Annotated in this window: 14 protein-coding genes; 4 read left to right on the forward strand and 10 right to left on the reverse strand. The window is 51.0% G+C overall.

Annotation, left to right across the window (positions count from 1 at the left end; genetic code table 11):
* Positions 1–66: 66 nt before the first annotated feature.
* Genes INT19_RS07490 through INT19_RS07500 form a run of 3 tightly spaced genes read right to left on the reverse strand, consistent with a single transcriptional unit; the run spans position 67 to position 5,677 of the window.
* Positions 67–3,555, reverse strand: a complete 3,489-nt coding sequence (locus INT19_RS07490) for a glycosyltransferase (protein WP_193060318.1) — start codon at positions 3,553–3,555, stop codon at positions 67–69.
* Positions 3,555–4,886, reverse strand: a complete 1,332-nt coding sequence (locus INT19_RS07495; protein WP_193060319.1) for an ABC transporter ATP-binding protein — start codon at positions 4,884–4,886, stop codon at positions 3,555–3,557. Before INT19_RS07495 ends, INT19_RS07490 begins: the two co-directional genes overlap by 1 nt.
* Positions 4,883–5,677, reverse strand: coding sequence for an ABC transporter permease (locus tag INT19_RS07500; RefSeq protein WP_193060320.1), 795 nt, complete (start codon positions 5,675–5,677; stop codon positions 4,883–4,885). Before INT19_RS07500 ends, INT19_RS07495 begins: the two co-directional genes overlap by 4 nt.
* A 428-nt stretch (positions 5,678–6,105) precedes the next feature.
* On the opposite strand from INT19_RS07500, the gene INT19_RS07505 reads away from it, so the two are divergent.
* The 3 genes from INT19_RS07505 to INT19_RS07515 all read left to right on the forward strand — a co-directional run bounded on the left by INT19_RS07505 (position 6,106) and on the right by INT19_RS07515 (position 9,775).
* On the forward strand, positions 6,106–7,230 hold the full coding sequence (locus INT19_RS07505) for an ISAs1 family transposase (protein ID WP_193060321.1): 1,125 nt from the start codon (positions 6,106–6,108) through the stop codon (positions 7,228–7,230).
* A gap of 115 nt (positions 7,231–7,345) precedes the next feature.
* Positions 7,346–8,749, forward strand: coding sequence for an MBOAT family O-acyltransferase (locus INT19_RS07510; RefSeq protein WP_193060322.1), 1,404 nt, complete (start codon positions 7,346–7,348; stop codon positions 8,747–8,749).
* Between the two features lie 27 nt (positions 8,750–8,776).
* On the forward strand, positions 8,777–9,775 hold the full coding sequence (locus INT19_RS07515; protein WP_193060323.1) for a hypothetical protein: 999 nt from the start codon (positions 8,777–8,779) through the stop codon (positions 9,773–9,775).
* On the opposite strand, the gene INT19_RS07520 is transcribed toward INT19_RS07515, so the two are convergent.
* From INT19_RS07520 to INT19_RS07550, 7 genes are all read right to left on the reverse strand, one after another.
* Positions 9,772–10,887 carry a glycosyltransferase family 4 protein gene (locus INT19_RS07520; RefSeq protein WP_193060324.1) on the reverse strand — a complete coding sequence of 372 codons (1,116 nt, stop codon included), beginning with the start codon at positions 10,885–10,887 and terminating at the stop codon, positions 9,772–9,774. The two genes, INT19_RS07515 and INT19_RS07520, sit on opposite strands and share 4 nt — an antisense overlap.
* A gap of 31 nt (positions 10,888–10,918) precedes the next feature.
* Positions 10,919–12,358 carry a mannose-1-phosphate guanylyltransferase/mannose-6-phosphate isomerase gene (locus tag INT19_RS07525; RefSeq protein WP_193060325.1) on the reverse strand — a complete coding sequence of 480 codons (1,440 nt, stop codon included), beginning with the start codon at positions 12,356–12,358 and terminating at the stop codon, positions 10,919–10,921.
* Positions 12,359–12,503: 145 nt separating this feature from the next.
* Positions 12,504–13,880 (reverse strand): undecaprenyl-phosphate glucose phosphotransferase, encoded by a 1,377-nt coding sequence (locus tag INT19_RS07530; RefSeq protein WP_226912954.1) that lies wholly within the window; start codon positions 13,878–13,880, stop codon positions 12,504–12,506.
* A 9-nt stretch (positions 13,881–13,889) separates the two neighbouring features.
* Positions 13,890–15,341 carry a TolC family outer membrane protein gene (locus INT19_RS07535; RefSeq protein ID WP_193060326.1) on the reverse strand — a complete coding sequence of 484 codons (1,452 nt, stop codon included), beginning with the start codon at positions 15,339–15,341 and terminating at the stop codon, positions 13,890–13,892.
* Positions 15,341–16,720: an HlyD family type I secretion periplasmic adaptor subunit gene (locus tag INT19_RS07540; RefSeq protein ID WP_193060327.1), complete on the reverse strand. Its 1,380-nt coding sequence runs from the start codon at positions 16,718–16,720 to the stop codon at positions 15,341–15,343. Before INT19_RS07540 ends, INT19_RS07535 begins: the two co-directional genes overlap by 1 nt.
* On the reverse strand, positions 16,717–18,480 hold the full coding sequence (locus INT19_RS07545; protein WP_193060328.1) for a type I secretion system permease/ATPase: 1,764 nt from the start codon (positions 18,478–18,480) through the stop codon (positions 16,717–16,719). The genes INT19_RS07540 and INT19_RS07545 overlap by 4 nt, the downstream gene beginning before the upstream one ends.
* Positions 18,481–18,628: 148 nt before the next feature.
* Complete coding sequence (locus tag INT19_RS07550) at positions 18,629–20,968, reverse strand: DUF4214 domain-containing protein (RefSeq protein WP_193060329.1); 2,340 nt, start codon at positions 20,966–20,968, stop codon at positions 18,629–18,631.
* A 216-nt stretch (positions 20,969–21,184) separates the two neighbouring features.
* Between INT19_RS07550 and INT19_RS19435 the strand changes: the two genes are divergently transcribed.
* The coding region (locus INT19_RS19435; RefSeq protein WP_226924525.1) for a DUF4214 domain-containing protein at positions 21,185–21,814 on the forward strand (630 nt) is incomplete at its 3' end.

Below are 21,814 nucleotides of genomic sequence, written 5' to 3' on the forward strand. Positions count from 1 at the left end.
CTGGATTAACGCATGGAGGTACAGGCTGCCGCAGAGGCAGCCGGGTGCGTTAGGTATTGTGGCGGGCTAGCCTTGGGTGTCAACCTGATTTCGCTCATGCCTTTGGCATAGCGCTTGGTCAACCAGGGCTGCTTTCATCAAGCCTTCATAGCGTTTTGCCAAGGCAGGCCAGCTGCGCTGTTCCAGCCATTGATGACGGGCCTGATGATACTCTTTGCGCTGGGTTTCTGAGGCGTTCAATACATGGGTAATGCCTTCGGCAATGTCTTGGCTGTCGAAGCCGCGGGTTTGCCAAACGATATTTTTGACTTCATCAAAAATAGGCGCTGGCGTGGTGAGAATATTGGGGCATGCAGCGACCGCCGTGCGTACAGCAGCACTGCTGGACTCTTGGGTATATTGATAAGGCAGCACTACGGCGCTGCACTCTGCCAGGCGCTGCCGGGCCTCTTCCAGGGGAAGGAAGTCAGTCACCCACTCAATCTGTTTTTCGACCCCTAAGCGCTGCGCGGTTCGCTGGCAGCGGGCCAGTTCCTCCTGGGAGCTGGGCTCATCGCGTACGGAGGTAATCAGTCGCAATATGGCAGCCTTTGGTAACGACTGCTTTTTACACAGCAACGCAAAAGCCTCAATTAAGGTATTGACTCCTTTATGGGGGAGCAAGAAGCCGAAGCTGCCAATCACAGGTGCTTGGCTGTTGATAGACACTGAAGCGTCTTGGCCGGCATCCACTCCCTGTGGTAATTGGGTGACGTTATCGGTTAGGCCGATGCGCTTTAGGTAATTGAGGTCGTCTAACGTGTGAACAAACACTCGATCAAAGGCGGCAAGTGTTGCTGACACTGTGTGCCTGCGGACAGTGTCAAAGTCGATCACTGGGCGGGTCGTATGCAGGGTGATATAGACACGCTTGCCCTGGCGACGGCACTGCTCGACTTGATACTGCAGATCGCGGTCTAGCTCGTAAAAGGCGAAGTGGTGCTGTAGCCAGACTACGTTACCAGCCGCTTCTGCTAACGTAGGGCTTTGGCTGCGCTGCCAGTTACGGCTTACCGGTAACTGGTTTTCCTGTTCGCCTGAGGAGGGGCGCTGGCCTTTGCTAAACTGCGGGGCATTGATTGAAACGCTCAATACTGAGTTAGTTGCTTGCAGCGCTTCTACCAGATGAGCACTGTATTGGGCGATGCCGCAGGGTTCGTCCCATGAGGTATACAAGCTCAGTGAAATAGGCGGCACTTCAGGCTGGGTACTGGCCTGCAGGCGCGCTAGCGCTGCTAACAGGGACTCTACCGCAGCAGGCGAGTAAAAGCGCTGCTGAATAGCGTCGTGGAACTTGCTCACGGCATTCGTTGCCCCTTCCCCCTGTTGGCGCAATTGCTGGATCTGCTGCTGCACTTGTCGGGTAAGACTTGCCACACTGGGCTCTACCCATACGGCCTGCCCGGCACTGAAGTGCGATTGGGCATGGTCGAAACAGTAGTTCACCCAACCGGCATGCTGCGCCGGAGTGAAATCGGTGTGGGCGCCGTAGCCGGTAACGATCAGTGCGCGGGAGAACTCCCCGGCTTCGATGGCCGGCATATTGAGTCCTTCGCCACGGGTGGGCAACACGACTATATCGGCCGCCTGATAGAGCGCAGCCATTTGTGCGGCGTCATAATCATCAATAATGATGTGCAGACGTTCGCGGTATTTTGCACTGACGTATTGCTCTACCCAGCCTTCCATCTGGTTATGGGGGTTGGGGAAGGTTTTAACCGTGAGCGTCAGCGTTGGGTCGACGGCGGCCAGCTGCTCAAATGCTTGCAGCAGCACGTCTACGCCTTTACGCGGAAAGGCTGATGAGACATGGAGTAAATTAACGGTTTGCTGCTGAGCGACGCGTACAAGATCATGTGCACTGCTCTGGGCAGCATGCGGATTTGCCACCAGCGGTAACGCGACCACGTGAATAGGCAGTTTACAGCCGCTATCCATAAGTACTTTTTTAACAAACCAAGCGGTGACGATTACGCCTGCGTAATGCTCATTCAGGGTGGCTATCATCTCTTCCGGCACCCATGACTCTTCCCAGAAAAACAGCGCAATGGGTAGCCCGTGGCTTGGCTCAGGCTCAATGAGCGGGTAATGATGATAAAGCGCAATGCGCTGCTGCTCTGCCACGGTCTGCCACTCGATGGGGTCGGTCAGTGCATTCAGTTGAGCCACTTCTGCTTCGCCCCCAGGTGTGCTGCGTACGCTGGGTTCTGGGCTGCCCTCGTGGGGCGCCAGCCATAGTACGGGCGACTGCTCACTGGTCATTAAACGCGTCAGCAGGTGGCGGTTTACCGCGGCCAAGCTGTAGCTACCGTTAATATGGCCTTCCAAGCGAATGCCTTTTGGAACGTCAGCGTTTCCGCCCAAGGGGGCATCGCGCAGGCTGAGCGCTTCGCTACGTACCGCGGCGGTGACATCGGCATCCAGGTTCTGGAAGTCCTCTTCCCGGAATTGCCCTGCTCGGCTAAATAAACCATCACTTGCGGCCATGCGCTTTAAAATGCGGACTTTTAGGCCAGGAAAGCGATCCAGTACTTTTAGCGCTAGTCGTTTTAACCAGGGTATTTGCGCTAGGCGACGTAGTAACTTCCCACTTGCCTGGGCGGTTTGATAGTGGAAGTGCATCGCGCTGCGCAGCGGCTTGGTAATACGCCAGGAGCGGCTGTTATAAATGCTGTCTATTTCTTGCTGAAGACGCTTGGTTTGCTGCAGGTAGTGCTGGCGTTCTTGCAGGGCGGATGCGCGTTGATTTTCGGACTTAGCAAGTTGTTCGGTTTGTGCCTCGATCTTGGCAGCCAGAGTTTCTAGGGTGCCTTGCTGAGCCTCTGTGAGCTTATCAAGGTAGTCGAACCAGGGGGCGCTAAGATCATCGGCTTGCTTGTGCGCCACGAGTGCATAGTCAGGGTAGGCGGAAACCACCCAATCCAAGTATTGGCGCAGCGGTGCGTTTTCAGGGGGCGGCGTGGGGCCGTTTAAACGCAAAATATTGGCTTTTGCGTAGCCGCTGTCAGTGGCTACAAAATGCAGCAGTGGCGGAGGCAGCGGGTGCAGGTGGGTGGGGTCAAGGTAGAAACTCCATAGCCCAACGGTTAGATTTTCTGGGTTGGGTGTCTCTAGGATGAGAACTCCCCCTGGTTTGAGCGCGCGATGCACCTCTTGAATCAGGGTTACTAGGCTGTCAAAAGGAATATGCTCTGCAATGTGAAAGCCGGTGACCGCCGCCAGCGTATTGGTTTCGATTTGCTGCAAAGCCGTTAGCGCGTCGTTAACTTCAACGTGCAAGCCGCTTGCGTTACAGGCGCTGGCCATGCTTTCGTTGGTATCGATACCTTTGGCGGGCCAGCCATTTTCCTGCATGAGTTCGAGCCATTCGCCACGGCCTGAGCCTAGGTCAACCACCAATGCTTCTGGGTAGCGCGCCATAATCGGCGCCAGTAACGGTACGTAAACTTTAAGGCGTTCTTTAATAGCGTCTTTTTCGCCACGAAAGTGGTTGGTAAACCGGGTATAAAAATCCATTACACTGACTCGTTAGGTTCTGAACTTATCGCGGCTTGGCGCTCACAGTCGATAGTAGGCATGACCCAGCTGCTCCCCAAGAAGAAGTCTTTTTCCATATTAACCACTTGGAAGACTAGCGCGTGGTCGACCCATTGATAGTTATGGGTTAGGTGAGTGTCGCTGCTGTGCAGAGACGTTGACACCGAATAACTTCCTGGCCCTAAGTTAGCGCTGAAACGCATGCGATAGATGAGTTTTTCGCCTGCGCTTAGCTGATGCTCTACTTGGTGTGTGTGCCAGGTATTGGTACCAAATATTTCTTGGCCTACGCGGTCTTTGAGCTTGTAGCCCACCACCAGTTGCGGCAAATCAGCCTGGATAGATATATGGATTCGCAGCTCTACTTCCTGACCAACGTCAACCACTTCCAGCGGGTTGCCGTTTGTTGCATGCAGGCTTAACTGGGAAACGCGGGCTTCTCCGGTGCCTGACCGGGTTTGAATTTGACCACTGGCTAGTGGCGTCACCTCTACCTGAGCATTCTCTTTTTTGGCAATGATCGCATTGTAGTAGTCCATGATGTCTTGAGGCAGGCCGTCTTGCAGCACTTCGCCTTGCTCTAACAGGATCGCGCGGTCGCACAGGCTTTGTATGGCGGCTTTGTCATGGGAAACAATCAGCAGCGAGGTGCCTTGGCGCTGGAATTCGCGTATGCGGTCAAAGCTTTTATGCTGGAAATAGGCATCCCCGACCGAGAGCGCTTCATCCACAATCAGTATGTCTGGCCGGAAGGCGGTCGCTACCGAAAAGGCCACTCGCATTTGCATGCCGCTTGAGTAAACCCGCATGGGTTTGTCGAAGTAGTCGCCTATTTCGGCGAACGCTTCTATGTCGGCCATCGCAGCGTCTATTTGGGCGTGAGTGAAGCCCATCAGCCCTGCGGAGTGGATAACATTTTGGCGGCCGGTCAGCTCACCGTTAAAGCCCATGCCTAACTCTAAAATAGCGGCAACGCGGCCATGGGTGCGTATGTAACCTTCGGTGGGGCGCAGCGTGCCGGTGATCATTTTGAGCAGTGTGCTTTTACCCGCGCCGTTTTGACCAACAATGCCGACGGCTTCGCCTTGGGCAATATCAAAATTGATATTGCGCAGTATCCAGGTCTCTTCCTCAGGTTGAATAGCACTGAACCAGCTGGCCACGCGCATTATTTCGTTACGGTAACGGCGATAAGCTTTGCCCAGTTCGCGAACCTCCAGCAGGGGTTTAGGGGACGTTGGCGATACCTGGTCTGGCAACGGCTGGTTTGTTTGTGATTGGTTTGACTGTGAATCGGTTGATTGACTCATAGAGCATCCACCATTTCCGGGCTGGCTTTACGGAACAACATCGCGCTGACAACCACAAGCCCTGCTCCCAACAGGGTTAAACCGGCCAGCGCCATAAGGGAAGGCGAGTGGCCATAGGCCAGCACAGCGTGGTAGGCGCCAACTAAATGGAATAGGGGATTAAACGCTAAAATTGCCTGTAATGATGGCGGTACTATTTCCGCTGGGTAGACCACTGGGGTAAACCAGAAAAGAAACTGCATTACTATGGGCATTAGCTGGCCAATATCACGAATAAAGACGTTTAAAATACCCAGCATCAGCCCTAACCCTAGCGCCAACAGTATGGTAATGGCAGTCAGTACTGGCACCCAGAGCAGCGTTGCTGGGGTGAAGTGACCAAGTACGGCAAAGACGACCAAAATGACCACAAATAAGGCAAGGTTATTTATTAAGCAGGAGCCCGTGATAATCACCGGTAAGGCGATTTTGGGGAATACTAGCTTTTTCATTAGGTTGGCGTTTTCAATAAAGACGCCAAGGCAGCGGTTAAGAATCTCGCTAAACAGGCTCCACCCCAGCATACCTGCAGTTAGGTAGATAGCGTAGGCGTATTGGCTATCGATACCCGGCAGCTTCGCTGCCAGTACAGCAGATAGGATCAGCGCGTAAATCAGTACCATTGACAGCGGATGAATGATCATCCAAGCGCCGCCGATGCGGCTACGGGCAAACCGTGTCACCAACTCGTGGCGGATAGATGTGGCAATAAACTGGCGATAGCGCCATGCCCCTTTTAGGGATTCCAGCATTCCGTTACCTTTTTGCGCGTCGTGAGCCATTGTTGATTCAAAGGGAGTAATGGTAAGCCAAGCGCTTATTGGACACCACCGTTACTGGCAGCGCCATGTGGGTCAGCTCCCTACTGACGCTGCTATCCCTCGCCACTGAATTGCTTAGCAACGGCGAAGGTACAATACTTTTCAAGCAAGTATATGGCCGCATCAATAGTGTCTAACATTCCCACAAGCCATGCATTGGAAACGTGTATAAACTGAAGTGGCAGCGGGTCGGTCAATACGTTTTGACCAATGAGGCCTTTTTGGGAGCCATACATTACCAATAGCTGTTGTATGATGTACATGACACCGCCCTCAGGGCAATCGCACGTCGAGATTGGTTCGCAATTGAATCATAAAGGATGATTCGATATAGCTGGGGCATTTGATCGGAGGATGCAATGCCCCAGACTGCTGTGCCGATCCTGGATATCTTCGCCAGCGTTACCGATCCGCGTCATCCCAGCAAGGTGCAGCATCCCTTGCCCGACTTGCTCACCGTTGCCGTCTGCGGGGTCCTCGTGGGCGCCGACACCTTTGAAGAGATCGAACTCTGGGCCAAGGAGAAGCTCCCCTGGCTCCGCCAGTACCTCGCTTTGCCAAATGGGGTCCCGTCGCATGATACCTTCGCCCGGCTCTTCGGCCTGATGGATCCACACGAATTTGAAGCTGCTTTCCGCCGCTGGGTAGAAGACGTCTTGCCCAGCGTCTCGCCACAGGTCGTTGCGCTAGATGGCAAGACCAGCCGACGGTCGGCCAAGGCCTGCGAGGCACCCTTGCACCTCGTCAGCGCTTTTGCCGCTGATGCGCACGTCATTCTCGGCCAACAGGCGACCGCCACCAAATCGAACGAAAAGACCGCCATTCCGGACCTGCTGGCCACCCTGGCGCTGGAAGGTTGCATTGTCACCATTGACGCCATGGGCACCCAGCCTTCGATTGCCCAGGCGATCCGCGACCGTCGGGCCGACTATGTACTGGCCGTCAAGGAGAACCAACCCCAGCTCAAGGAGGCGATCGACGATTTCTTTGACCAGTTTTGCGCCGCGCCGGCAGCGCAGACACCGCATCAGGTCAAGAAGGAGGTCAGCAAGGCGCATGGCCGCCTGGAGACACGACGCTGCTACGTGTTCGATGCACTGGACTGCCTGCCGAAGCCGACTCGCTGGCCGGACCTGCGCTGCTTCGCCGTCATCGAGTCAACACGCGAAAGCCAAGGCAAGACGGAACATGAGCGCCGTTACTACCTCAGCAGTCTGGTGCCGAATGCCGACCAGTTGGCCAAGGCGGTTCGACAGCACTGGCGCATCGAGAATCAGGTGCACTGGTGCCTGGACGTGACCTTTGCCGATGACCAGATGCGGGCACGAACGGCGCACGCTGGGCATAACCTGGCCATTCTCAAGCGGTTGACGCTCAACCTGATTCGCCTGGACCCCAAGCCTCGCAAGGGGAGCTTCAAGACCAAGCGAATCCTTGCGGCCACCTCAGATGAATATCGCGCTCACTTACTGGGCTTGGAATGAGAGGCTTTCTTCATGTGCGATTGCCCTGACACCGCCCTATCGGCAGCGCTTGAAGCCCATGAGCTGTGGTATGCTCCTGCGCATTTAATCCGCAGTTGAATGAGCGTCTTTTTGCATGATCTTTAGCACGCCTGAGTTTCTATTTATTTTTTTACCTACTGTTTGGCTAATTTTTTGGCTATTGTCATTTTCTGGCAAGCAGCATTTACTACTTGGCTGGTTGGGACTGGCATCCTTTGTCTTTTACAGCGTATGGGATATCACGCTACTGCCACTTTTACTGGGCAGTATTGCCGTTAACTATTGGCTGGCTGGCTATGTAGCTAGACCAAGCCGTGCTTGGTTATGGCTTGGCGTTGGTTTTAATCTTGGCTTACTGGGCTGGTTTAAGTATTCCATCTTTTTTCTTTCATTAGCCGACCTTCCGCCTCAATCTTTTAGCCCATTGGTACTGCCTCTGGGCATTTCTTTTTTTACCTTTCAGCAGATTGCTTTTTTAGTGGATGTGCGCCAAGGCGCTGTTCAACGGGGACCGCTGTCACTTTACGGCGTGTTTGTTAGCTTTTTTCCGCAGTTGATTGCAGGCCCTATTGTTCATTACCGTGACTTAGCACCACAGCTGGCAATTTTACAGCGACCAAGCGCTTCGGCCGTTCGTTGTGGCTTACTGCTGTTAGCGCTAGGGCTAGCTAAGAAATTATTGATTGCTGATAATCTTGCGCCCTATGTGGATCGCCTTTATAACGCGCCAGCGGACTCTATTGTTGCGGGCGATACACTGATGGCGGGCTGGTCTTATGGCTTACAACTCTATTTTGATTTCTCAGGCTATGCGGATATGGCTATCGGGCTAGCGTTACTGTTTGGTATAACGCTACCTAATAACTTCGCTTCACCCTATCGTGCCGCCAATATCCAACTTTTTTGGCAACGCTGGCATATAACGCTTTCCCAATTTTTGCGTGACTACTTGTATATTCCGCTTGGCGGCAGCCGACATGGTTTACCGCGTCATTTATTGGCGTTAATGGTGACGATGCTACTAGGCGGGCTTTGGCATGGCGCGGGCTGGCAATTTTTAGTCTGGGGCGGCTTGCACGGGGCGTTATTGACGATGATGGTGGTATGGCGGCGGCTCAGCGTTTTTCGATTCCCCTTCGCGGCGAGTTGGGCTTTTACCTTTGTGGCCGTTATGTTGGCTTGGGTGCCGTTTCGGGCAACCGGCCTTGAGCATACCTGGTCTTTGTATTCAGGCCTTGCCGTTTGGCAATGGGGGGCACTTGGCGATCTCGCTAACGCCTTAAACCAAGGCGTTATGTCCCTGCGCTCGCCTGAGCTACTAATACTCGTGGCTACGCTCATCGTGCTAATCATGCCGAACAGCATGACCTGGGCAAAGCGATTAACTCAGCCACATCACTATTTTTGGCAGGGTGCCTTAGTTGGCGGGCTGCTGTTAGTGGTGTTCAAAGCAATGATAGACTTGCCTAGCCAAGCTTTTCTTTACTTCAATTTTTAGCTGCACGCCATTCTGAAGGGATACTAAATGGTACGTTTTCTGAAAGGAGTGGCCGCTGGCGGTTTTGCTGTACTCGCGCTATGGGTCATTTTTTGGGCCGGGCAATTAGGACGGCCACACCCTAACAATGAGTGGATTAATGGGGCAATCAGCTATAAACAGACAATCGCTGGCACGTTACCTTCTCCTAAAATAATCGTGCTTGCCGGTTCGGGAGCGATGTTTGGTATTAACAGCGCCCTCCTCGAAGAAACTTATAACCGCCCTGCGGTTAATCTTGGTGTGAATGCTGGTATTTCTTTGCCGGTTATCTTGAGCACCGCTAAAAATATTGTGCGGCCTGGGGATCTGGTGCTTTTACCACTTGAATACCCTCTTTATAACCGGGAGGAAGCGGTTTCAAGCTCGCTAATACATTGGGCCAATAGCCACCCTGATACTTTTTTTCAACTCCCTTTAAAGCGCGCTATTGAGGTGTTTGCCAAAACTTCCTATACGCGAATTTTAGAGGGTTATCGTGGGCTTCCTGAAGGGTTTACGGTAAGCGGTGATTATGGCGCTCAACGTCTGGATAAACATGGCGATCAAATACTGACGGAGCGAGCGTTACGCGAAGAGCGACATTGGAACTTTTTGAACGCTTTACCCGATGAAACGTATGGTAAAGCGTTACGTGAAGGGAGTTTCGATTGGGGGCGGCTGCGTCAATTCCGTGATGAGCTACTCACACAAGGGGCATGCCCAGTGTTTATGCCGCCACCACTGCTGTTTCAGCGTAGCTATGTTGATTCTCTAACCGAGGCGCACTTTTATGAAACGTTGCCCCATAGGGCTACTTCTCAGGGGCTCTTTTGGTTAGGTAGGCCAAGGGAAGCAATGCGTGCTGCCAACGATTTTTTTGATACTAATTTCCACTTAGTCGATGAGGCGCGGCAAGACTATACGCAACAGATCATCGGCTGGCTAGGCAATCAGCCGATGATGAATTGTCAGCAGTTTTATCAAGCTTTAACGGAAACCAGCTAGCGGGCAAGGTGTCTATTTACCAGTGACTTGACTGCTTGAGTGAAATTAGCAGTGGCAAACCGCTCTGCATTTTTCCTGCACACTTTAGGCGAAAACGCTGCTTCATCTTCGCGCTTACATGCTTCAAATTGTTGGATTCTCTCCATCAGTGCCTGACTACTCTGTTCTTCAACCCATAGGCCTGAGACGTTATCCAGCGTTGTTTCAGTTAAACCACCGACACCATAGCCAATGACAGGAGCACCTGCGGCCTGAGCCTCTACCGGCAAAATACCAAAATCTTCTTCTGCCATGAATATAAACGCTTGGGTGCGCTCTAGATGGTCGACTAAAACGTTGTCAGGTTGGTAACCCATAAGCGTTACATTCGGGCCTGCTAGTGATGCAAGCTTGGCATAATCCGGCCCATCGCCGATGACAATGAGCTGCCTTTCTGGGGTTTTATTGAAAGCTTCTATGACCAAGTCGATACGCTTATAGGGCACCATTCGCGAGGCGGTTAGGTAAAAACTTTCTCTGGGACGGTCATAGCAAAACTTATCCACATCTACCGGTGGATAAATCACTTCAGCTTCGCGGCGATAGCAGGTTTCAATGCGCCGCTTTATATAATTCGAAATGGCGACAAAGTGATCAACGCGCTGGGCGCTTATATAATCCCATTGGCGAAGTCGATGCAGTTGCCAGCGCATCAGCCAGCTCATAACACCTTTCTCTTTTCCTGACTGACGTAAGTATTGGTGCTGCATGTCCCAGGCGTAACGCATGGGGCTGTAGCAGTAACAGATATGAACGGCATTGGGGTCAGAAATAACCCCCTTTGCCACCGCATGGCTGCTGGATAAAATCAGGTCGAACCCTTTGAGGTCGAACTGCTCTACCGCTAACGGCATGAGTGGCAAATATTGCCTGTAGCGCTTTTTGGCAAAGGGTAATCGCTGAATAAAACTGGTGTGGATAACATGACGCTCAAGAGCGGGATTAGCGCCCTGCTCAAGAAAATTGACGGTAGTAAATATCTCAGCTTGAGGGAAACAGTTGAGCAACTCGGCCAGCGCTTTTTCGGCACCAGCCCAGGTGGTCAACCAGTCATGGACAATGGCGACTTTCATTACAGCATTGTGCTCCTATTTTTGCCCACGCTTACTCCCGTCCGTACTTATCGTTATAGCGGACGATGTCGTCCTCCCCAAGGTAGGAGCCGGTCTGAACCTCAATTAGCTTGAGAGGTATCACACCTGGATTTTCAAGGCGGTGTACGGTACCTAACGGTATGTACGTTGATTCATCTTCCGACAGCAGAAAACTACGCAACTTCGATATATCGCCATGGCCTTCCCCTTGAGTAACCTGCGCGGTGCCTTGCACAACCACCCAGTGCTCAGCGCGATGGTGATGCATTTGCAAAGAAAGTTTGCCGCCTGGATTAACGACTATTTCTTTCACCTGAAAGCTATCCGTTAATACCATAGTACGGTAATGCCCCCAGGGTCGATAAACCTGTTGATGCGACTGAAACTCTTTGCGACCCGCCGCTTTAAGGGCGTTGACTATTAGCTTGGTGTCCTGAGCCTGATGCCGGTCAGCTACTAACACTGCATCGTCGGTTTCGACAATGATCAGATCTTTAACGCCAACAGCTGCCACTAAACGTGAATCGCTATAAACTAAGCTGTTCTGGGTTTCATGAAGCATTACATCGCCATGCACGACGTTGCCGCTCTGTTTGTCCTCGATAGAACGCAGTTCATGCAGCGCGTCCCAAGCGCCTATGTCACTCCAGCCAGGAGACATAGGCACAACGGCCGCCTGTTTGGTGTGCTCCATCACCGCATAATCTATGGACTCATTTCTGCATTGGGCAAACGCTGCCTCTTCAATGCGCAAAAAGTCCATATCTTCTGTACGCGCTTGGTAGGCGGCTTGGCAAGAGGTTAAGATATCAGGCGCATACTGCTTTAATGCTTCTAAGTAGCTGCTAGCTTTAAATAGAAATATTCCACTATTCCAGAGGTACTCACCGGTTTTTAAGTAGCTTTCAGCCGCGGCTAAATCCGGCTTTTCGACAAACGCTTCAACGACAAATCCTTCACTCAGTGCTGAACCACGCTTTATGTAGCCATAACCTGTATGCGGCGAAGCTGGCGTAATACCAAACGTCACGAGCTTACCTTGCTGGCTCAGTGTATGGCCCTTTTCTACTGCATCAGAGAATGCTGTTACATCTTTGATCACGTGATCAGCTGGCATTACCAACAATTCGGCTTCTACATTTACTTCAATTGCGGCCAACGCGGCAATTGCTAAAGCAGGCGCTGTGTTCCGACCACAAGGCTCTAGTATAATTTGGCTGCCTTTAAAGCCGACCTGCTGCATTTGTTCGGCAACTAAAAAGCGGTGTTCTTCGTTACATACAATAATGGGGTCGCCTGCATTGGCGACACCTTTCAGACGAAGTGCCGCTTCTTGCAGCAAACTAACATCATCTTTATGTAGGTTCAGAAACTGCTTAGGGTAATGCTCACGAGATACTGGCCATAGGCGCGAACCTGCCCCCCCTGATAAAATTACGGGTAAAATCATAAATTCTCCTTGAGACAAGTAACTTAGTAGCTATCAGCATCCAAACTTAAAAAACTTCATTTAGTATTTTCGCACATACCGTTAAACACTAATCCGCTTCAATTTTTTAAGCAGAGCACTCATTACTAGCCATAAGCGTACTTTTTTAAGGCTGACCATTAACAAAACCTTTAGTCAAGGTCATCGTTAATATTTTCAAGTCAAATCCTAAAGACCATCGTTCAATATAATATAGGTCGTACTCTACACGCTTCTCCATAAGCTTTACATCGTCAGTTATTCCTCGTAAACCATTGACTTGCGCCCAACCTGTCATTCCAGGTTTTACGCGGTGCCTTTGCATGTAGATATCAATATGATCTTTGTAATGATCGTTGTGGTCCATTGCATGGGGCCTGGGGCCCACCAGTGACATGCGACCTTGAAGAACATTATAAAGCTGAGGCAATTCATCCAGGCTAGTACGCCGCAGAAAACGCCCTAACGGGGTTATCCGCTCATCACGATATAATGCCTGTTTTGTTTGGCTACCATCGTGCAAAAGCATTGTTCTAAACTTGTAGATTCTGAAACGCTTACCATCCAAACCATGACGCTCTTGTTTAAAAAGCACTGGGCCACCCATACTCCACTTGACCGCGACAGCCACAACTAACATTACAGGAAGAAAGATTACAAAAAGCACTAGGCCCAGCACACGATCTTCCAAAGCTTTAATTAAACGCATGGGGCCATTGAGAGGCGTATAATTGAGCTCTAATGAGTAAAGACCTGCCACTTGCGCAATACGATGATTCAGAAACCGTATATCAGGTAGGTCGGGGAAAAAGCGAATACTGGATGGAATACCGGCAAGTAAACGCATTAAGTGGCGAACACGATTACCTTGAATCAAAGGATAACCTAGCCATATTTCGTCAAAACCACGTTGAAATATATTCTCTTTCGCGAAAACAGCTATTCTGTGAAAAAATGTTGCATCGCCCTCATCCACGTAATGCCCTACTACTACATAACCAGCATGGGGCATTTCTACGATTTTTCTTTCTAATAGCACGATATTATCTTTTTTACCGATTAGCAGCACGCGCTTTAAATTGTGCCCTTTTGCACGTAGGTGTCTTAAATACCCATACAACAAGGTACGCATTACACTGCCCACTGCCAAAACTGATAGTGCGGAAACGCCCATCCATAACCGGGAAAAACTCTGTGTGCCCTGAATAGCGACAAGCAATAGGCTGAGCAGGCCTATAGTAGCAATCCATGTGGCGAGATAAATGCCGAGCATGGTGTAAAGACTGCGGCCCCGCCATGGTTGGTAGAGCCCAATTAGCTCACCTACTGCTGGCAGTAATAGACTGCCAATAAGTATTAAAAAAAGATAATCATTGCCATCGGAATCGATATCCGACATTAACCAAAGGGCAACCAATGCCACTAACGTGGCGATACCCGCGTCAAAGCAGCGCATAGCGCGCCGCAACCATTCACTACCCTGGCTTGTTTTAATAACGGCCATAGTTGCTGACTACCGCGCTACCTGCGATGACGTGGACAACGAGGCCAGTAACGACATAATGCGGTCGAGGTCGTCGCTCTCTAAACTACCCACTGAAGAGTTGAGTGCTAGCATATCCAGTGCATAGCTACCGACGGTATCTACATACTGAATACGCTGGTCATAGAGGCTTGCTCTTGCGTCAAGCACATCCACTAGATCTCTCAGCCCCAGTTGCTCGCCCTTCTCGGCAGCTTCTAAAAACAACTGACTTGAGGAAATGGCTTGATTTAGCGCCTCAAGACGGCGTTCACCTCCATTTAGTGCTCTGATACGCTGACGTACCTCCTGGATGGCGAGGTTGCGTTCGTTATCGACGGCTGCTAACCCTGCTTCTATACGCTTTTCACCTTGACGGACGCTAGCATTGGTATAGCCGCCCCGATATATGGGCACGCTAACCTCAACTGTTGCCCGGTAGTCTTCACTCTCCCGTACAGAGTCGTCGCTAACACGATCTGAATAACTAAGATTTAAGTTTAGCTCAGGGTAGTAACCAGAACGTCTGACGCCTGCATCCGCTTGCGTGATTTGCTGCTCTTGTTTAGCCAACAGGACGTTTAGGTTTTGATCGGTGCGTGAAATCCATTCGTCAGCATCACCAATATCACCGTTAAGGGTAACATTGGTCAGCTCACCAGGAGCCGAGCTTTGAAACCTTGGCATTACACCAGTTAGGCGTTCCAGTTCGCTAAGCGCGTTGTCCAACTCATTTTCAGCCTCAACGGCATCAGATACTGCTTGATCGTATCTCGATTGAGCTTCGAGTAGGTCAACACGATTACCAATGCCTAAATCAAACGCCCGACTTGCTTGGCGTACCTGCAGTTCAAGGGAGTCTTGCTGAGACTCTAACAAACCTAATCGCTGCGACGCTAAATAAGCTTTTATATAGGCCTCACTAACTTGTAATGCTAGCTCTTGTTCAACCACAGCCAATTGAAGTTCAGCAGAGCTTACTTGGGCGTTGGCAACATCCATCTTTCGCCAGCGCTCCAAGCTAAAAAGCGGTTGCTGTAGCTGAATTTGATAGTAGGTTTCATCAATTTCAGCAGGGCGTGCTGTATTTCCGAACTGGTCTATTTCATCAACCGTTTGAGTATTTGTTGAATCCTGCCACAAGTACCCGCCCGATGCGCTAACCTGCGGCAATAGCTGCGAACGCGCCATGGGGACTTCTTCACGGGTGGCATCAAGCTCATACCGCTGGCGCGAGAGATCCGCGTCATGGCGTAAAGCCCTGGAAAACAGATCAGGCAACGAGGGCAACGTTTGAGACGTCGACTCACTATTAGCAAGCGCCTCTAATTCAGTAAGGGCTTGCTGACCAGCAGGCACATCATTCTGTGCCAGTGCCGACTGACTTATCAGTGTGACAGCAATTGCGAGCGCACTGAGGGCAAAACGTGGCGTCCGTGTCATTAATCCTCCCGGATAGCGCGAGCTAACATGTCGGTAACAGGCTTGGCAATGTAACTGGCAAAAGTGCGCTCACCGGTTCGAATCATGACTTCCGCTGGCATACCTGAAAGCAGGTGCATTTGCTCTGTCATGTCTTTTTTGCCTTCGTCGCTTACCCGAATGCGCGTTTTGTAATAACGCTGACCGGTGGCCTCGTCTTCAAAGCTGTCCGCGCTGATATGAATGATTTCGCCATCAATAATATTGGTTAACCGTTGATTGAAAGCGGAGAAACGAATTTCAGCAAGCTGCCCTATAAAAAGACTATCTATATCCCTTGTGGGCACACGAGCTTCTACCACGAAACCGTCGTTCGAAGGCACGACTTCCATAATGGGGTCACCAGGGCGAACAACTGCGCCTACTGTATGCACTTGGCGACCAACAACAGTACCTGATACGGGAGCCGCAATAACGGTTCGGTTCACCTGGTCGGTCAGCGAGGTTATACGCTCTTCTGCCTCTGCGATTTGTGCTTGGGCATCGCGCAACTGCTCACCTACTTCAGCTTGAAACTCTTGCAGCGTTGTCTCTTTTTGCATGCGGTTTTCGCTAATTTGCGACCGGAGCTGGGCAATGTTCGATTGAAACTCGGCATTATCACCCTGGTATTGCAGTATTTGCCGTTCAAGCTCACGCAGGCGCTGATTGTCGCCTAGCCCTTCACGATATAGCGAGCGGAAGTCTTCCGCTTCAGAGCGCAGCGAATTAATACGCTGGTTATTGACACTGATCCGTGATTCTAGACCATCGATCTGCTCTTGCATCTGGATAATCTGCTGATCCATGGCATCCAGAGTGCCTTGTAACGATTGACGGCGGGCATGGAACAGACTTTGCTGAACAGCCGTTACCTGTTTAGCTCGGTCATCGTTGACCGACTGAAGCTCTTCAGGCATTTCGAGCGTTTCGGCGCCCTGCTGCTCGGCCAGCAAGCGCACCTCCATGGCACGGTTTATATAGTATTGTGACTGGGCAATTTCTAACTGAGAGCGTACTTGGGTGTCGCTCAAGATAACCAGTGGCTGCCCCGCCTCTACCTTGTCTCCATCTTGCACCAATAATTCTCGTACAATACCGCCTTCAAGGTGTTGAACGGTGCGCTTAAACGATTCCATGGAAACATTACCAGGGGCGACCACGGCGACTGCCAGCGATGCTGTCACAGACCACAATACGAAGCCGCCAAGCGCTATGCTTAAAATTGCGTAACCGAGTTTTCGATAACCTTTATCACTCGTTGGCAATGCCTCTTGGGCCTCGCCATCTAGAGTAACCGGACCTTGGGGCGTTACATCAATTTCCCTATTGGCTGGAACCTTGCCTTTCTGCTGGCTCATGTCGTCTCCTCGCTGCCATTTCCACGACCGCCTGCAATAGCAGAAAGGCGAGTGGCGTTTTGTTGGCTAACCTGGGGGCGCGATTTTTTAGCAAACTGGGCAAGCACTTGGTCTCTAGGTCCAAACATGCTTACTTGGCCTTCCTTCATTACCAATAGTTTATCCATGTTTTTCAACACGCTGGTTCGATGACTTATCACAAACAGCGTTGTGCCTTCTGCTTTTAATTGAGCGATTGATTGGCCTAACGCTCGTTCACCAGCATCGTCTAAGTTGGCATTAGGTTCGTCTAGCACCACGAGTACGGGATTACCATACAAGGCACGGGCCAACCCGAGACGCTGGCGCTGACCTCCGGATAGCGCTCCACTGTTAGAGCCAATAACGGTGTCGTAGCCATTAGAAAGCTCTAACACCATTTCATGAACACCCGCTTTTTGGGCCGCAGCAACCACTTTTTCAGCATTAATCTCCCCAAAACGGGCAATATTTTCACTGATGGTGCCATCAAAGAGTTCGATATCTTGTGGCAAATAACCAATGTGGGGGCCCAGTTCGTCACGGTTGTATTGGCTAATCGCACCACCATCAAGTCGTACGTCTCCAATCTGCGTTGGCCATATCCCCAACAGTACGCGGGCAAGCGTTGATTTACCTGCCGCACTTGGGCCAATAATGCCAACATGCTCGCCTTTAGCGACGCTAAAGTTAATACCCCGGATGGTAGCCATACGTGCACCGGGAGGAGCAGCCGCTACGTTCTCCACATCGATAATGCCTTTCGGCGCTGGCAGAGACATATGACGCTGCTCGTCAGGTATCTGCGTCAGTAGCTCGTTTAATCGGCTGTACGAGCCACGCGCGGCTACAAAGCCTTTCCAGCCACCGATCATTTGATCAATAGGTGCCAGCGCACGTCCCATTAGAATAGACCCGGCAATCATCATGCCGGGAGTCATCTCCCCTTGGAGCACTAAAAGCGCACCTAGACCAAGAATTAATGACTGAAAGAGCAAACGCATTACTTTAGACGTATTGGTCAAAGCGCCTGCACGGTCACTCGCTTGTGACTGTTTAGCAAGGAATTCATGGTGGCGCTTTGACCAGCGTCCCATAATGCCGGGCAGCATGCCCATAGCATGCAGTACTTCAGCATTTCTCAGGTTAGAGTTGGCTAGGTTTTGTGCTTGAATTTGCTCGCTATTGGCTTCGGCAAGTAAGGTCTTAGTAGATTTTTCATTAGCAACCGCAAGCGCAAATAGAATAATGCCCGCACAGGTAGCAAACACCCCTAACCAAGGGTGAAAAATAAACAGAATACCTAAATAAACGGGCACCCAAGGGGCGTCAAAAAAGGCAAACAATCCATTCCCAGTTAGAAACTGTCGTAAGCTGGTCAAGTCATTTAGCGGCTGAGCACTTTGAGCCCCTGGTGCAACTAAACTACGGCGAAACATGGCACCATAGAGGCGCTGATTAATCGTAGTATCTAATCGGTTCCCTATCCTAACCAGCATTCTTGACCGAACTAGCTCAAGCCCACCCATCACCATAAAAAGAAAGACGACGACAAGCGTCAGCATGATGAGCGTATCGAGACTTTGCGTGGTAAGCACGCGGTCATACACCTGGAGCATGTACATGGGGGGAACTAGCATGAGCAAATTGACGAACATGCTAAAAAAGCCCACCGATACAAACGAACCCTTACAGGCGCTTAATGCACGCTGCAGATCCGTTGCTTCCTGTTGCTTTGCCATGGAAGGGTCACCGTTGAATCAAAGAAGTCACGCGAGGATTATCGCGGCATCATAACAGAAACGCCCCTGCCTAGGGTAGGGGCGCTGGAAGCACTGGGTGTTGAGTGAGATAAATAACGTGCTTACCCAATAGAATTAGGTTTCTTCACTAGCCAAACAGCATCACGCTCTCTGCTGACTCTGTGAAACCAACCATAACAGCACCACGCTCAGCTCCATTATCTAGCTTATCAAGCCAATATGCTTGACCTGCCGCATCTGAAGCCCTTTCGAGTACATTTTCATACATTAGTTCAATATAGGCATCGTTTTCTATACTACCGTATTGCCTTGCAAACTCCTCTGATCCCACAAAGCTATCAGCAATATCATTCAGATTGGCCGACTCACTCACGTCAAGCCAATAGCCTAACCCTTTGCCATCCGCTGTGCGGTCAAAAGCGGCATCGTAAAGGCGTAGCAGCGGATCGACAGGGGCATCAAAGACAGCATCGCTGCGCTCACCAAGGTTTTGGATTCGTAGATCTTCGCTAGCAGGAGTTTCTTGTTCACTAAACGGCGTTTCGCTGAACATGCTGGCCATGTATTCAGCGAAGGCATCCTGCTCTGTGCCTTTTTCGGCGAAGTCAAAGAGGCCGTCATCCTCGAAGGCACTCATAAGATCTACCCGGTCTTGGTAGCTGTCTTCACCTAGTGGATAGCCGTCGCCGCCATCGGCCAAAAAGCCTAGCGTGACGACTTTGACAGCCTCTTCAGCACTACCTACCAGGCGGCCACTGGCGGCGAGTACATCGTTGGTACTGCCATCGTCATTAACAATGACCGCATTTTGGATGCGCTCGCCAGCGGGCTGGCTAAGATCATAGCTGTACTGAATACCGCCCACCTGGGCAAACTGACCTGCGGTGACCCCCGGTGCCGATGCAGCAACCGCATGCTCCAGAACCTCCAGCAGTTTGCTGCGTGTGATAGTGATTATGGCTAGGTCGTTGTTGAACCGAAGTGATGACGCTGCATCCAGCTGAGATACGCCGCCCTCTGGTTTACCAATGGCGGAATTGGCACCTGGGGCTTGGTAGCTTGGCTCACTGTCGCTTCCTTCTACGACGACATTACCAATCGGTTCACGGATACCACCGCCGTTTTTGAACGATACTACGACATCTTCGTCAAGCTGCTTGGCATACCAGAGGTTGGCATCCGCGGTTAGGTTACCCAAATTGGTTTCTTCGGTGCGCACCGCTGCCCGCTCACCGACCAGGTATACATCGGTCAAACCAAGGATATTGCCGTCTTGCTCAGCAACAAACTCACCCACCGAGCCGACTAAATCATTAGCAATATTACCTTTAGTGCCTTCGGCGAAGGCGCTTACCAGGTCTCCCCACAGCGCTTCTACCTGCTCATCGGTAGAGGCGTAAATACCAGAAGAGTTTTCATCGATGGCGTCAGCAATCACACGTCCCTGTTCGTCAAACTCTACCACCAGTTCGGCAACATAGCGCCAGCCCCCGTCGGTATTAACGACGACTACATCGTTACCTGCAGCATCTTGAGTAACGATGGGGTAAGTGTCATAGGGCTCGCCTGCCCCTGGGAATAAGCCACGATCCTGGTCTTCTTGATCTGCCAGAAGACTATTAGAACCACCGGCAATGACGATATCGACGCCGTCCAGCAGTGTCGCCAACTCTTCTTCAAACTGAATTTGCTGAAGGTGCGAGCTGAGGATGATTTTATTGATGCCCTGCGCCTCAAGGTCATCAATGACGGGCTGAATAAGCTCGGCCAGGGCTTGCATGTCATTGCTGCCACCGGTCAGCACATTGACATCGCCAGGTGAAGAGATGCTCTCCAGAATTTGGGTAGTCACGCCAATAATGCCGATTTTCTCTCCGCCACGCTCAGCAATGACCGCCGGAGCTAGCTTAGGCTTATTAGCGCCTGCCAACAGTTCCTCCAAGGTGGCTTGGAAGGCGTCTTGGCTTAATATTTCTTCGGTCGCTAAGCCGCTTAGAGCGGAATCGCCTGAGAAATCCAGGTTGGCGGACAAATAAGGAAACTGCGAACCTAGCCACTCAACGTCTGCCGTAGTACCGCCGTTCACGACCGACGCAATCATTGCTTCGATCAGCCCGGTACCCAAATCAAACTCATGGTTACCCAATGTCACGGCCGCCGCGTCGACCAGATCCATCAATAGAGTCTCAACGCGCCCAGAAGCGGCCGTAATACCGCTCATGGAGCCAGCTTCCAACCCATAAATCTCTTCAACTGCTGCTTGGAAGGCTGCCTGCAGGCTTGAATCAGCGGCAGCGTTCAAGTATGGCCCAGGCAACACTAAATCTCCCGAGCTAACAAACAACGAGTTAGCGTATTGGTCTTCTAAGTGATCCACGATAGAGATGAAATTGGGTGCATTAAGCAGGTCTCCCCCTCCCCCCTCCATATCGGCTGCGTGCAGGAGTTGAAGTTGGAAGTTACTCATGGCGTTTCCCTTTTTTAATCGATGGAGAAAATAGGCAACCATGAGATTACGCAGCTAGCCATTGCAAATACATGACGCTTTAAAGAAAAAGTTTTTTCACGTTGCTATAAGTCGCTTAGCCCCTAAGTATCATAAAAATAAAACATTTAAGTAATTTAATTGCTATGACTCAGTAATAAATTCACCCCTTCTATTCATTCTGTAAGGGCTGGTTAAATGACCAATTTTGAGCTTGTTTCTACGTTATATCACGATATTTTGTTGCGTGAGCCGGATGAGGCTGGCGCTAATTATTGGACTGCCGCCCTGGATAGCGGGACTGCCGATGTTGCAACCACTATTAACTCAATGGTGGCCAGCAATGAATTTCAGCTGCAAATCCAGACTATTATTACGCTCTATAGTGTTCACCTATTACGTACGGCCGATCCTTCAGGCCTCAAGTACTGGGTCAATGAGTACCGCAACGGCTTAGCATTAGAAGAGATTTCCAATAGTTTTCAAGCGTCTAATGAGTTCGAAGCCACCGTTTCTAACTTGAACGATACCACTTGGCTAACTCAACTCTACAACAGTGTTTTGAACCGTGAGCCTGACCCTGAAGGCTTAGTGTACTGGTCAGCGCTGCTGGCGGATGGGCTGCCTCGTGAGGAGCTTGTCACAGCATTTATGAACAGCAGCGAAAGCATTGAACAGCAATCAGCACGTGTATTAGCTCCTTTACTCGGCGATGGCTCCAGCGTAGATGATGTTGAGTCGCTACTGAGTCGTTATATTACGCAGCTCGAGAGCGAGCCAGAAGCCCCCGAAGTACCAACAGAGCCTGAAGAGCCAACAGAACCTGAA

It is taken from the genome of Halomonas sp. 3A7M, from assembly GCF_014897875.1.
In the GTDB taxonomy this organism is placed as follows: domain Bacteria; phylum Pseudomonadota; class Gammaproteobacteria; order Pseudomonadales; family Halomonadaceae; genus Vreelandella.